The organism is Mariniblastus fucicola (assembly GCF_008087665.1).
Lineage (GTDB): Bacteria > Planctomycetota > Planctomycetia > Pirellulales > Pirellulaceae > Mariniblastus > Mariniblastus fucicola.
The window spans coordinates 3,193,984-3,207,635 of record NZ_CP042912.1 but is presented as its reverse complement, the minus strand read 5'-3'; the positions used below and the strand labels follow the sequence as shown (position 1 = coordinate 3,207,635).

Below are 13,652 nucleotides of genomic sequence, written 5' to 3'. Positions count from 1 at the left end.
CGAATCGGCACCGAAAACTCAAACGATGCTGCCAGCTTTAACCAGCTGGCAGCATTTTTTTTACGACATCCTGTCGTATGTTTGCTTGTTATCCGCCTCAGGCTTTCCGTGAATCGTGATGACTCCAACGCTGTTCGCCGACTTTCCCGCGTTGCTGCTGCCGACATGGCGACTCGACTGCCCCGTGATTGGCTGGCAAAACAAGACCTGAACAATGCAATTGCGGACTTGGTGACTGGCAATGTCGAATGGGATGGTTAACTTTTTGGCACTGCAGAGACGGACAACATAGTTTATCGCCAAGTCTTCGACACACCGCTGTCTTCGTTGCTGGTCTCAATCTCAGGTGTGGGTTGTGAGCCGCATCTAACAGCTGAATTTTTCAGTGGAGATTTCCAGTCCGCGTAATTATTTCCAAGGGAGTTTGTGATGGCTGCGATAGTACTCGCAGCCCTTAACTCCTGCCAAGCTTGAGAATCCAGACGAGACACTATCACTGTTTCGGCCCGGCTTCCCATCTTCTACATCGCCTCACCGTAGTTCGTGATATGTGTTGGCTGTCCACCGACTTCGATCGTTTGATGGACTTTCTGGTGAACAAGATCGATGACAGACAGTGTGCCGTCACCAGGATTGGAAACGACAGCAGTCTTGCCATCGCCAACAAAAGCGATTCCATGATGGCCAAAATGACCTTCGAGCTTACTCGCACCAACCTCAATCGCATTGACAAGTTTCGCGTCAGAAAAATTGCGATCTCCGTTGGGGTCCAGTTCAAAAACAAGTAACTTTTCCGCAAGTCCTGCGCCTTCCGCGAACGCGAACGCAAAGTTTTTATTCCCTGAAACCGTTGTAGCCTTAACGGTCGACAGCTTCATCCCTTCATCAAAATTGTCACAAGGAATTCGAGTCACTTCCGGGTTGGGCGCTGTCGCATTGATCACGCAAAGTGCCGGCTTTCCCGATTTACTGCTGGCGATACACAGCATGTGATCCCGGAACGATGTGAACGCTCCTGTTCGATAGTCGGTTCCTGTCGGATCTTCATCGAGCGATAGATGATTAATTTTCACCGTGTCAGCAGTCTCGGCGAAGTCGAAGTCGCAGTTCACCCAACAGACGCCGTGAGCCGGCGCAAAGTAAACTCGATTGCCACAGGCTCCGGCTCCATGGATGCCGCCAAATGGCAGATTGAAAGAGTAAGCCGGTTCGGTTTTCTGGTTCCGCAAATTGACGACATCAACACGCCCCTTGTTGTCGCCATTCCGATCGATCCACGTGCTGTACGCAATCCGATCATTGACCGCAGCCATGGTTATGTGGCCGCCACCACCAGTGAAAAACCTTGAAGAGCCATTCAGTGGATTGATCTGGGTAAATCCATTATTCTTGTCGTTGGCGATATAGACAGAATTCCCATACCGATAGACGTGAGCCGGATTGCCTTGCTGGGTATCAAGCTTCGCCGAAGTCACCGTCGCATCCGAACTGTAGTGCCAATGCGAATGGTCTCCGTGGTCCTCTTCTTCAACGCCTGTATTGATCTCCAGCCAACCACTGTGCCGTTCTCCGTTTTCGTGATCGCGAACGCCGACGACAAGCTGGCCACGAACAACGACCATTTGCACAAGATCATTCTCCTCAGGCGATACCGGCGGAAACTCTTTGATTCTGGCTTGGTCCACTTCGAATGTTACGCCATTCTGCACCAAATCAGCAACGTACATCGTCGCGCCATCACGATCCTGCCAGAACAGTCGAGTCAAGGTTCGAGCGGATGCCAATGAAGCCAGGGACGCGCTGTGCCCCATATCCTCCGGCTCCGATTCGGATGAATTATCAGTTGTGCCATTTGTCTGAACCTTTTCAGTTCCGCATCCAGGGAAGTTGACGACGCAAAAGTTCAACAGTGCGAATGCGAAAACTAGCTGCCAACGGCAACGCACACGATTGCAAGTTGGGAATTGATTCTGTTCTTGTATGTTCATTGTAGATTTGTCTTTGAGAGTAAGTTTATTCTGATGCTTCGATGCCAGGCGCACCGATACCGCCAAGTTGTTGAAATTTGGAGCCGTTGAATTCAATTGCATTCCACGACGGATTCTCCGAGTTGCCGCTGAACCAGTAAAATCGTTTCAGTGACCTTGCTGTTGAGCAAACGTACTTTTCCGGGTTCCCCGTCCAGTCAGGACTCCCAATTAAATCCGGCTGCTGTTCAAAGAACTTACCGATCAACGAATTGTCGGCGTTCGTGGGTTCTCCCGGGACTAGCTCCCAAGAACGTTTGCCGTCGGAGAATTCATCCGGAACGGAAAATGGAATCATGATTGGAGCTGTCGGCTGCCCGCATCCAACGACAAAGACGACAGCGGCAAATCCCAACAGGAAGTGCCGCCTCGTCTTTGTGGCATCGCGTCGGCCGAGAAATGAACTATTTATCACTCGCACCGCCTCCAATCGCATACAGTCGCGTGCCTGTCCGAACAATGATTCCGCTCGAGTCAGCGGCAACACCGTAGACAATCGGATCGCGTGACGACTGCTTTGAATTTTTCCGCTTGGCAGCAAAACTGTCGGCCATCTTCTTGAGTTCGCTTTTGTCGAGCCTTCCGTCCTTGTTCAGGTCGATGTTTTCCATGACCGTATTGAGACGGCCGGGAATCTCGTCTCCCGATAGCAAGCCATCGCCATCGACGTCTCGTTTGAGCATTCCCGTTAACATTCCAGCCCCCGGAGTTGTCTCATCGCCAAGTTCATCAGAGCGCTTCCCTGCCGCATGTGCGGAATAACCGCCGCTGTGAGTCCCGGGCTTAGATTCACCAGAATGCCTGGCGCCGCTCGCGTGCTTGGCGTGACCAGCGGGCTGCTTTTGCACGCCGCCATGACTTCCATGACCACCGTGTCCATGTCCGCCTCCGCCAGACGACGGAAAGTATTCGACATAGGAAACAGGACGTGGCGGATCGGCGGAGTCCCACAAGTGGTTGTCACCAACTTTTGAGAATTGCCCGCCTGCTTTCAAAACGGTCGTTTTTCCATTCTTTCCAAATATGAACAAGTGATTGTCATGCACAATCGGCGTAGCCCAACACACCATCCCAAGTCGCTGCCGGTACTTTTCTTCACCCGTGTTTTTGTCCAGGCATCCAAGAATCCCATCGCCATTGATCAGGAAGACGTTGTCGCCGCAAACAACAGGACTGGCATAGTCCGCTACGCATCGTTTGCTTCGCCAAGCTACTTCGGGCTCGGTTGCCCCTTCTTCAAACTCGAGGCAAAGGTTGCTTTTGGCAGCGGTAGCTACGGAACCAAATTCGGGCAATCGAGCCCCAAGGTAAATCCGGTTTTCCACAACCAAAGGGGAAGGAACCGAGTTCCCCGCCAATCCGATTATCTTCCACAACTCTCTCCCAGTTTCAGCATCGTAGCCTGCGGCTTCGCCACCGGAGCTGACAACGACTTGCGTTTGATCACCTCGCTGCATCACCGCCGGAGAGCTCCATGAACTCCCCGAAGGTCGCTCGGATTTCCATTTCGTTGCACCGTCCGACTTTTGAATTGCCAACAATGCAGATGGGCCGTCATGTTCCAGATTGATAAACAAAAGGTCATCCGTTTGGGCCAATGAACTGCCGAGGCCATGCCGCGAACTGAGCGGACCAAGTTCTTCCTTGAGATCACGGCTCCACAGTTTTTTGCCACTGTTCAAACCGACGGCAATAAGATCACCCGACTCAAAGAAGGCAACTACTCGCGAACGATCCGCGATCGGCGTTGGAGCTGCCCTCGAATACATGAAGTTGGATGGACCCTTGAGCGTGGTCGACTGATCGTAGCGCCAGAGCGTTTCACCTGATTCGCGATCAACGCAAACAACCAGATTCTTTTCCTTTTGCGGACCTTCGACAGCGGTTACCAGCACCTTGCCCGCAAAGACCAGTGGCGACGACTGACCGTATCCTGGCAGTTCTACTTGCCACGAAATGCCACTCCCAGGCGACCATTTTAAAGGGATCGAGGCATCAGGAGAGACCGTGCTGTTTCCAGCTCCGCGAAAGCTGGACCAGGCAGCTTTGTCAGTTGATCCGTCGCCAGCATTTCCTTCTTCTGCAAGGGCAGCGATGCTTTGCAACATCACCAACGCCAAAGCAACAATAAACGCCAAATACCAAGTCTTTGACGCAGGTCTTGAAATCGGTTGTTTCAATGAGTAATTATCCTCGCCGTGTATGTAACATCCAAACATTAGAATCCCCCCAATACTTCGCCATCAGCGCGGTCAAAGAAGTTTCGCCATGTAGCCAAGTCGACGTTTTCGGCGATGAAGCTGACGCTTCCGTCGCAGCGACTAACGTTGACGCCGCCAGGATGACTGCTTCTGGAGGCAGACATGAAGTCACCATGAAACGCGACATCCGGCCGTTGCGAATTTGGCGTGAAGAATGCGTTAACCGTTCCTTGATAGGGCAAGTTACGCATCCATTGTCCAGCGCGGTTTCCCTCGTAACGAGTAGGAGTCTGCGCGACAAGGTCTTCCGCTGAAACGGATCCGGGCGCTCCTCCGCTGACGCGTGCCATCTGAGTTTGGGCATCGATCAGGTCGCTTGTCGAATCGCCTCTGAGCCCGAACCGGGTTTCCGCGAAGAACGCCGTATTGGATGAACCATCGGATAGTTCGCCAAATCCGACTCTCGATCCTCGCCAAAAAACACCGTCTGTCGGCTGTGAGGTTACGTAAAGCACACCCGTCGCAGTACCTGAGTTGCCAAAGTAATTTGAACCTGACCAGGTCGCGCCCGATCCCTCAAGCATTGGATCCCCGTTCTCACTGGGACATTCCAGAACGGGTACTCGTTGACCGACAAGCGTCTCATAGAAAGGATTGATGGTTGGATTCCACGCCACTCCCTGCAGCAAATCCTGATCAAAATCGATCTGGGAATGCAGGTTGGCTTGCTCCACGAATGGGAGCGTTTTTGAAATCAATGAGTAGCCTTCCAAAGATCCGGCCGCGGGAGACGGAAAATGCATATGCGCACTTTCGTGGTTGTGTGCAGCCAGAGCTAGTTGGCGAATGTTGTTGGCACACTGCGTTCTGCGAGCAGCTTCGCGAACCTGTTGCACCGCTGGCAACAGCATACCGATCAAAATTCCAATAATCGCGATCACGACCAGCAGCTCGACAAGCGTGAACGCGAGTCGTCGTTGTGGCCCTGAAACAGTTCCAGTTTGAATCATCATCTTGTTGTTCTTCCATCTATATGGTGCCGATTGACACCGAGAATCATTGAGAGTTTGGAACGCACGCAACATCAGCGCAGACGCTTCCACAATCGTTATTAAGACTTCATTTCAAAGACAATGCGTTTGCAGAGTTTTCGCACGCCACCGGAATGCGGGCGTGAATACGCGTGGGCGATGCCGAGTCGCATTCGTCAAAGTCGACGAACGAAAAACTATGAACGCATTAAATGGAAGAACCGGGTGGGCCGCGAGCATGCTCAAGTACTCGCCTTGCAAAAGCGGCTCTTGAATTACATACGACCACTTCGCTGCAGCGGTACGACGCGATACCCACAATGCGCTGTGTGACAATTGCATTGAAATGGGAAAAGAAACGACAGAGCGGACATTCGTCTTCCGAGTAGCCCGACAATAGCTCAGCGTTGGAGGGACCTGCCAAGCTTCTTTCTGGCTGACGATGGCCATCGCAGCAGTGTCCGTGATGGTGATCAGTTAAGCAGAGAGAATGCTCACATTGACCGTGCAATCCGAAACATGCCAGGTGATGCACAGACGGCCCCAGATTCACCAATGGAATCAGGACGGCGAGCAAAACGAGACTAAGAACTTGTCGGTGCATGCAACGGATGATCAAACAAGGGGTTTACATGTTTACGAGCAGGAATGCTCACTACGAATCATTCGTGTACTCGCCTTGGGAGTAATCCTCCTCGTCGAACTCGATCGGTGGCATTGGATCGTTAAAATGCTCCCATGAACCAGGGCCAAGCTCATACTCTTCATCCGTCAACAGGCAGCCATTGAGCAAGCGAGTTACGTGTTCCTGATCGAGATTTTGGCCGATAAAAACAAGCTCTTGTTGTCGATCACCGTATTCGTGAATCATTCGATCCTTGATCTCGGCAATGACTTCCTCCTCTTCAGGCCACGACTCTTTCGGAGCGGAAGCCCACCAGAATCCGGCGGGCTCGAGCAGAACCGAACAACCGGCTTGGGACCAATTGTAGGCCCAGTCATGACGTGAAGCGATCCACGCGATCCCTTTGCTTCGCAACACGTTTTGAAACAGACCGGCTTCCATGTCATCACCTACCGCGTCCCAAAGCCGTTGAGGATGAAATGGACGATCGCTGCGGAACACAAAATTTGAAATGCCATACTCCTCGGTTTCGGTTTCCTCTTCACCGCGTGGAATCGCGAGCCAGTCCGATGACATTTCCTGTGCGGCATCAAGCTTGAAGCGGCCTGTGCCGAGGACTTTCTCGAGTGGGACCTCGCTTTTGGTGGATTCGAGAACAATGGCCGAACTGTTTAGCTGGCTGATGATCTTCTTGATCAAACCTGTTTGCTCCGGTGTTACCAAATCGGTTTTGTTCACCATAATCACGTTTGCAAACTCAACCTGATCCACCAGCAAGTCGACGATGTTGCGATCGTCTTCCTCGCTGAGCCCCATCCTTCGATCGTTCAAATCATCCCACGAACCGAAGTCCCTCAAAAAGTTCGCGGCGTCAACAACGGTCACCATTGTGTCCAATTCCGCCACATCGGACAGGCACTCGCCGTCTTCATCTTCAAAAGTAAAAGTCTCGGCAACGGGCATCGGTTCACTGATTCCGGTTGATTCAACCAACAGATAATCGAATCGGTTCTCCTGAGCAAGTTTTTTGACTTCGATCAGCAGATCTTCCCGCAGCGTGCAGCAGATGCATCCGTTGGACATTTCAACCAACTGCTCCTCGGTCCTTGAAAGCTGAGCGTTGCCATCGCGCACCAAAGCCGCGTCAATGTTGACCTCACTCATGTCGTTAACAATGACTGCGACCTTCAGCCCTTCGCGGTTCGACAAAATGTGATTCAGCAGTGTGGTTTTGCCTGCTCCGAGAAATCCACTGAGCACCGTAACTGGAAGTTTTTTGGAAAACGTTTCCGGGTTCAATTGAAAATTCATGTCTGGGACTCCTTGCGGCACTCGAGAATTCGCGTCAACACCAAACAAGAAATGTACACACATGCAATCTCATTGCAAGTGCAATATCGGACAACACTGGTACCGCCCCCGTAAACGTGCCCACATTAACATTGCACGGGTTGCGATGCTTCAGAGGTGGCAATCGGATTAGCAAATCGGATTGGGGGAAAGCCCAAGCCATCCCGGTACGGATGGATCGCTTCCTGGCGGTACGCTTGTCAGACGCGTCAGGGGATGAAGAAAAGGGCGGAGCGCTGAAGATCTACAGGAACGTTAACTGCAATCTTTGCAGTGTCCTCGAAGCAAGATTTCGGTGACATCACCAAATTCCTTGCTTAGCCGCATACTTCCGGCGGTAAGTTTGATCTGATCCATGCAGGAGACCGTACCACAATCCACACACACGAAATGCGGATGCGCTCCGTGCTCATCGTCTGCGTCGGAAACCAGCTCAAAACGCCAGGCTCGATCCCCAAGCTCCGTTCTCCGGAGCAAGCCGGCGGTTGCCATGTCGTTGAGGTTGCGAAACACGGTAGCTTTGTCGACACCCAAATCATGCAACTCTTCGGAAACTTCCGCGTGAGTTAACGGAGAGCTGGCGCCATGCAATAACTTAAGCGTTGCAATTCTCGCTGGCGTTGCGCGCAGCCCCGCATCGCGAATAGCCTGCTTGATGGCTTCAAATTCGTTCGACAATTTCTCTGTTTTTTGCTGCTTCATGATCCCGACTATCAATCGCGCGTTCTTACGAGCTCATTCTAGCATAAAGATGCTACAGGTCATTAGACGGACTCTTCGCAGAATCGATGAATAAGCAAGGGTCCAGGGACGGCTGATCGTTCGTTGTGCTTTTTTTTTGCGATTTCGCGGGAATTGACCAACCAGAACGCCGATACCCAAACGCACACTTGCACACGTTATGCATATGCGATAAAGTAGCATAAAGCATGGATTCCTCAACTTGCCAGCTTGGACTCTTTTCCATGCAGTGCAAGCTCGGCAGGACCTGGCGACTGTGGCAATGACCCCTTCAGCGTTTTTGAGCACCGCAAAACAAGGCTAGGATAATGAACCTGACTACAATAAACCCTGATGCATTGGACGTACCTGATTCAACCTGGCGGGATTCATTGGGAATTGTCGCTTCGGTCGGTTGTGCAATTCATTGTGCCGCGATGCCTTTCGTCATCGCCTATTTGCCGGCCTTGGGGCTTAGCTTCCTTGCAGACGAGTCATTTCACAAATGGATGGCGTTGATTTGCTTTCTCATCGCGATCGTTGCTTTCATTCCTGGCATTCGAAAGCACGGAAACTGGATTCCTGTTTCCATCGGTGCAGTCGGGCTGGCCATGATTACGTTTGCGGCATTTGGACTGGCTGGCGAGTGTTGCCCGTCGTGTGAATCAGGTGCTTCGATGACAGCCACCACAACAGCAAACAGCACAACTGCCATGGCAAACGGAGAGCCTGACAGCGGATGTGATTGTGCCTCTTGCGCCGCCAGTGAGGAAGCGACTGAGCCTTCTGTTGCATCAGCGACCGAACAAAAGAAAGATTGGCTAACCCGACTCGCTCCGTGGCTTACACCAATCGGTGGCCTCGCACTTGTTTCCGGACACCTTCTGAACCGGCGTTATGGTTGCCTCTGCGGTTGTTGCTAGCTTGGTCTTCACATTCCTTCTCACCAACCAAATGCATGCCACACGAAACTGAATTGACTGATTGGAAGCCGGCTCTACATGGCACGTCAAGAAAGGCCCCGATCAGAAGAATCACGCCCTACGACTCCTCGTTGATCGGCGAGTACGCCCGGCTTTTCCTGTTGCTTTTGATCGTGCCGCTGGTGATTTGTTTCGCGAATGGTTCGCTAAAACATCAAGCGGCGTTTCTTTGTTTGGTTGCCAGCCTGATTGTGCTTGGCACATTGCTGACATCACATGGCTACCAGATGATTCGTGTTGTGGTCGTTGGGCTGATGACTGCCAACGTATTTGCATTTTCGATCAGTCCTGATGATATCTCGGGAGTTGAGAACTCCGGGATTCCGGATTGGTCCGTTTTCCTGTTGCTGCTTGGTCTTGCGGTAGCCTTGGCGTTTGAAACAGTCGCCTGGATAAGCTCCAGCACTCGTGCAGTTTTATTGAAGGCGCTCGCGTGGGGAATCTTGCTCATTCCGGCAATGATCTACGTTGTTGCAATCCCGGCTTTCGATTCGCTCTGGAGTGTGGAAGTCAGCGGGAAGAAACCGGACTTGAATGACCCAAACTGGAACCTTGTAAATGAGGCCGCTTTTCGAACCGCAAAATTGGCGGTGTTTGGTGTTTTCACATATTTGGGTGCATGCCTGGGAAGCTTTCTGAACGTTGCTGCGTACTGTATTCCCAGAGGAGAGCCGATTGGGTTGCGCGACTCCCAATGCCCGAATTGCAGCAACAAGATTAGTCGAATCGACAACCTGCCGATTTTTAGCTACGTCAACCTTGGCGGTAAATGTCGAAGCTGTTCGAGCGCGATCTCACCTCGCTACCTGATTGTCGAAATCGTTGCCGCATTCATCTTCGGCTCCCTTTTCCTCTATGAGCTTGTGACCGGCTGCAACAACGTACCGCTGATGGATATCCATCATGAGGGAATCCTGTGGATTATCCTCTACCCGAAATGGCCTGCAATTGGGATCTATTTGTTTCATTGCTTTTTCATGTGCGCCATGTTGGTACTGGCACTCATGGAGTGGGATCAACAGCCACTCAAGCGGACGTTCGCGATCACCATTGGCCTTGGATTCATTGCGGCGGCCGTTGCGTATCTTCCCCTCCACCCGGTCCCCCTTTTCGAGCATCTGCCTGGCCTGTCCATCGAGCTCAGCCCATGGGTTGATCAACTGCTGAAGGTAATGGTTGGCGGCGTTGCTGGCTTGTTGTTCGGGCGTGTTTTTGGCGTCGTCGTTTTTGCCAGAAAATTGTCGATTCTGACGTTTGCGTTTTGCTTGACTGGAGTTGTGCTGGGCTGGCAAGCCCTTCTGCAGGTCTCAACTATTTTTCTCGTGGCGGCGACGATTTGTAGATGCTTTTCGAAAACTCGAACGCTACCAGGCTACAGTCCAACGGTGTTGCTATTGATAGCAATCGTGCTTCACCACCCGTTTTGGAAATCGATCGCTGACCTATGGCGATCCAATTAGCGCAGACGCTTTCGCTTGTGTTACGAATTGTTGACAAGCTCTTGGATGACCAGTTATAGAAGTCAGTTCCGTCGAGCCAAATCTGCCCTTATCGCGAGGAGAATCTTAAGAAGTGCCATGGAAAAGAGGAGAGATAATTCCGACAAATTTGATTGTCGGATTTCTTGGATCGGGAAAAACGACGGCCATTGCAAAGCTGATCGAGCAGCGCGACAGTGGACAAAACTGGTCGATCTTGATCAACGAGTTCGGCAAGGTCTCGATTGATCACGCGCTGGTCGGCAACGATTTAACAGGCATCGCCGTTGAGGAACTGGGAGGCGGTTGCGCCTGCTGCACTTTGGCGTTCACTTTCAAACCCCTGCTTGCCCAGTTCATACGACGCACCAAGCCCGACCGCTTGATTTTCGAGCCTTCGGGCGTGAGCCATCCGGCGAAGGTCGTCGACATACTGCGTAGTCCGGAATTTGCCGATGTCATTGACCTCCGCAACATTATCTGTTTGATCGATCCCAAAGATTGGGAAGATCCTCGTTGGCGTGAAACGGCAGTTTTTCAAGATCAAGTTCAATTGGCCGACATCGTCGTTCTGAACTGGTCGGATATCCGTGAGCGTACACTGATAGATCAATGTCGCGACTGGGTAGAAAGTTTCAGACCATCGAAACAGCTAATCGTTGAATCGAGTTTTGGCGCGATTGACACTGATCTGCTGGACAGAAAGTTTGATATCAACCGATTTCCTCTTTTTGCTGATGCACACCCGTTACCGAGCACCCTGAGCACAGCACTCCCGCTGGTCCCCCAAAGTTCCGAGAGTAGCACTCACCATGAATACGGCCCTGAAAAACAGACTGAAGATGGCGAAGTTCATCGGCAGCCTACTCCGCGGAACCCATTGCGTTTTCAAAACGCTGGTAAAGGGTACGATGCCTGCGGCTGGATCTTCCACGTCGATGACATTTTTGACCGGGACAAACTGCTCGACCTGCTGGGCTACGTCCGCCCAATCGTTAGATTGAAAGGAGTCTTTCGATGTCAAAACGATTGGTGGACGATTAATCGCGCCAAAGATGCGACTGGCTATTTCGAGTCAGCCTATCGACGTGATAGTCGCCTGGAAATTATTCTCGATCGGAAGACGTCGGGGTGGACCGAATTTGAAAGCGAATTGCTTCAGTGCCTGGCTCAATAGAAAGCCAAAGCACAGAAACGCTTCGAGGTTCACCGTTTTCATAAACTTGCCTCACTTCGCCCGACTCAGCCCCTCCATGCGCCGTCGACGAGTCACAAAAAAGCAAACTGTCAATCCGATCAACACTGAACTTCCCGGCTCAGGAACTGCGCCAACCCCATATTGGGGTAAAGCCAGATTCTCAAAATCCGTAGACGACATGCCATGATTAAACACGATCCAAAAACGATCAGACGACAAATCTGTGCCTCCACCCAAGGGAGCATAGTCGCTTTGCAGTTGGCCAAGGATCCCGTAAGCACCAAGCGGCGCAGTTGCATCATCCAGCAAATCCCAGGTAATATGATCGTGCACGTAGCCATTGCTATTCGCCAGACCGATAAATTGCGGATTGGTTCCGGATTCGATCAATCCGCCATCCAATACCAGATTGGCTGTATTGCTGCCGGCATTGTCCTCGATTTGCAAGCGGCCGGAGGCTTCCAGTGAATTAGTCAGAGGATTGAAGTAGTTCACGTATCCTACGCCAAAACTGGAATGCACCGATGCATCGAGCGCATTGAACCAGATGGAGTCATCCGGATTCACCAGCAGTCCTTCCGCCAAATTGTTCGTAAATCCTGGCTGATCTGCAGCAAAATCTCCTGTTGTAAATGGGTCCAGTTCTTCCATGTTACTTTTTACAAGAACGATTCCTTCTGCTGTCGTTGTGTTGAAGCCCAAAGGGGAAAGCACAAAGCCGGCCGGGCTGACCGTGTTGTCGTAACCGAATTCGATATCGTTATGTTGAGCATATGCAGTCGAAGACAAACATGTTATCGCTGTCAAGAAAAAGATAGTTCGTAGTTTCATCTACTGGGTCTCCACGTAAATCAGGTGAAAAATATCGGGGTATAGAGAGAACAGGTCAGTCGCGAAGCGTCTCGGCACGACCATCGTTTCGACTTCCAATAGCCCACCAAACCTCGAGTGAAATTTGGTCTGTCACGAAATGAGTGGAACCGTCTATCAACGCCACGTTGACTCCGCCTGAATGCCGACTGCTTGGACTAATCATAAAGTTGCCTTCCGTAACGCTACTGCCGTTGGCGTAGTGGCCAATCAAACCATTGGGTGGTTGCGTGTGCATGTAAGTCGGTGCCACCAGCGGCCACCCGCTGGACCACGAACGACCGATGTGAGCTGATTCAAAAATGTGTGCATGAGTACTGGCCAGCTGATCATTGATTGCCGACAAAGTTTCATATCTGGCCAGAATGCACAGTGATCTGTGACGATCATCGCCGCCATCAATCGAATCGCCGCTGTTGCCTGGCTGAATTAGTCGCTCAGAAACCAAAGCTGTGTTCGATGTCCCATCGGTAACCGAATTGAAGCTGATATCACTTTTGCCGTGCCATGTCACACTTGCCGACGGATGATGCAAAGGAATGGCCCCATTAAACATACCGGGGGTCGAACGCTCCCCACCGAAACCGGTCGCGAAAGAAGGCCAACCAGCATTGGCAGCATAGCTACCGGGGGCAGGATTGGCGGTGCCGAGAATAATGGTGTTGTCTTGATTGGGTTGGTCGGAAGGACAAATAAAGGCGCCGACCAGAGTCCTGACGGCGGCTGCGTTGTGATGTGCTTCACTTACCTTGTAGCCATCACCGTCTCCGTTGTTTTGACTGAGCGCAAACGATTCATACAAATTCCCTTGTTCTAAATGCGGCAACAATGTAACCAACCAGCTGTAATATCCTGTCGAAAAACCCCCGCTGCCATCTGGCATCCCAGGACCGATTTGATTGACAGGAAACCTCTGAATTGCGGATTCGTAGTTGTGAATTGCAAGTGCGATTTGCCGAAGGTTGTTCGCACATTGAGTGCGTCTGGCAGCCTCTCGAACTGCTTGAACTGCTGGCACAAGCATTCCGATCAGAATTCCGATGATTGCGATTACAACCAGTAATTCGACCAGCGTAAAAGCCGTCCGAACGCGGCCGTGTCTTGCTTTGTCCATTGCGTCTGGCCAATCCATAAAAACGATACGGAGAAACACTAGATGCAATCCTATT

12 protein-coding genes are annotated in these 13,652 nt (G+C 51.5%); 4 read left to right on the top strand and 8 right to left on the bottom strand.

What is annotated here, in order from left to right:
* The first annotated feature begins 108 nt into the window (after positions 1 to 108).
* On the top strand, positions 109 to 261 hold the full coding sequence (locus MFFC18_RS24940; RefSeq protein ID WP_157665150.1) for a hypothetical protein: 153 nt from the start codon (positions 109 to 111) through the stop codon (positions 259 to 261).
* A 260-nt stretch (positions 262 to 521) separates the two neighbouring features.
* On the opposite strand, the gene MFFC18_RS11835 is transcribed toward MFFC18_RS24940, so the two are convergent.
* The 6 genes from MFFC18_RS11835 to MFFC18_RS11810 form a co-directional block, all read right to left on the bottom strand.
* On the bottom strand, positions 522 to 1,766 hold the full coding sequence (locus MFFC18_RS11835; RefSeq protein ID WP_148618831.1) for a hypothetical protein: 1,245 nt from the start codon (positions 1,764 to 1,766) through the stop codon (positions 522 to 524).
* Between the two features lie 247 nt (positions 1,767 to 2,013).
* Entirely contained in the window at positions 2,014 to 2,325 is a 312-nt protein-coding gene (locus tag MFFC18_RS11830) for a hypothetical protein (RefSeq protein ID WP_148618830.1), read from the bottom strand.
* 106 nt (positions 2,326 to 2,431) lie between these two features.
* Positions 2,432 to 4,207 (bottom strand): outer membrane protein assembly factor BamB family protein, encoded by a 1,776-nt coding sequence (locus MFFC18_RS11825; RefSeq protein ID WP_162273954.1) that lies wholly within the window; start codon positions 4,205 to 4,207, stop codon positions 2,432 to 2,434.
* A gap of 38 nt (positions 4,208 to 4,245) precedes the next feature.
* Positions 4,246 to 5,241: a DUF1559 domain-containing protein gene (locus MFFC18_RS11820; protein WP_087149654.1), complete on the bottom strand. Its 996-nt coding sequence runs from the start codon at positions 5,239 to 5,241 to the stop codon at positions 4,246 to 4,248.
* Between the two features lie 673 nt (positions 5,242 to 5,914).
* Entirely contained in the window at positions 5,915 to 7,195 is a 1,281-nt protein-coding gene (locus MFFC18_RS11815; protein ID WP_075084610.1) for a GTP-binding protein, read from the bottom strand.
* Positions 7,196 to 7,489: 294 nt separating this feature from the next.
* On the bottom strand, positions 7,490 to 7,912 hold the full coding sequence (locus tag MFFC18_RS11810; RefSeq protein WP_244949109.1) for a Fur family transcriptional regulator: 423 nt from the start codon (positions 7,910 to 7,912) through the stop codon (positions 7,490 to 7,492).
* 371 nt (positions 7,913 to 8,283) lie between these two features.
* Between MFFC18_RS11810 and MFFC18_RS11805 the strand changes: the two genes are divergently transcribed.
* The 3 genes from MFFC18_RS11805 to MFFC18_RS11795 all read left to right on the top strand — a co-directional run bounded on the left by MFFC18_RS11805 (position 8,284) and on the right by MFFC18_RS11795 (position 11,592).
* Complete coding sequence (locus tag MFFC18_RS11805) at positions 8,284 to 8,877, top strand: MerC domain-containing protein (RefSeq protein ID WP_075084584.1); 594 nt, start codon at positions 8,284 to 8,286, stop codon at positions 8,875 to 8,877.
* Positions 8,878 to 8,912: 35 nt separating this feature from the next.
* Complete coding sequence (locus tag MFFC18_RS11800; protein WP_075084583.1) at positions 8,913 to 10,397, top strand: A24 family peptidase; 1,485 nt, start codon at positions 8,913 to 8,915, stop codon at positions 10,395 to 10,397.
* 112 nt (positions 10,398 to 10,509) lie between these two features.
* Positions 10,510 to 11,592 carry a CobW family GTP-binding protein gene (locus MFFC18_RS11795; RefSeq protein WP_238381267.1) on the top strand — a complete coding sequence of 361 codons (1,083 nt, stop codon included), beginning with the start codon at positions 10,510 to 10,512 and terminating at the stop codon, positions 11,590 to 11,592.
* A 51-nt stretch (positions 11,593 to 11,643) separates the two neighbouring features.
* On the opposite strand, the gene MFFC18_RS11790 is transcribed toward MFFC18_RS11795, so the two are convergent.
* Both MFFC18_RS11790 and MFFC18_RS11785 read right to left on the bottom strand, forming a co-directional pair.
* Positions 11,644 to 12,444: a PEP-CTERM sorting domain-containing protein gene (locus tag MFFC18_RS11790; protein ID WP_148618829.1), complete on the bottom strand. Its 801-nt coding sequence runs from the start codon at positions 12,442 to 12,444 to the stop codon at positions 11,644 to 11,646.
* Positions 12,445 to 12,499: 55 nt separating this feature from the next.
* Positions 12,500 to 13,597: a DUF1559 domain-containing protein gene (locus MFFC18_RS11785; RefSeq protein ID WP_162273953.1), complete on the bottom strand. Its 1,098-nt coding sequence runs from the start codon at positions 13,595 to 13,597 to the stop codon at positions 12,500 to 12,502.
* Between the last annotated feature and the right edge of the window lie 55 nt (positions 13,598 to 13,652).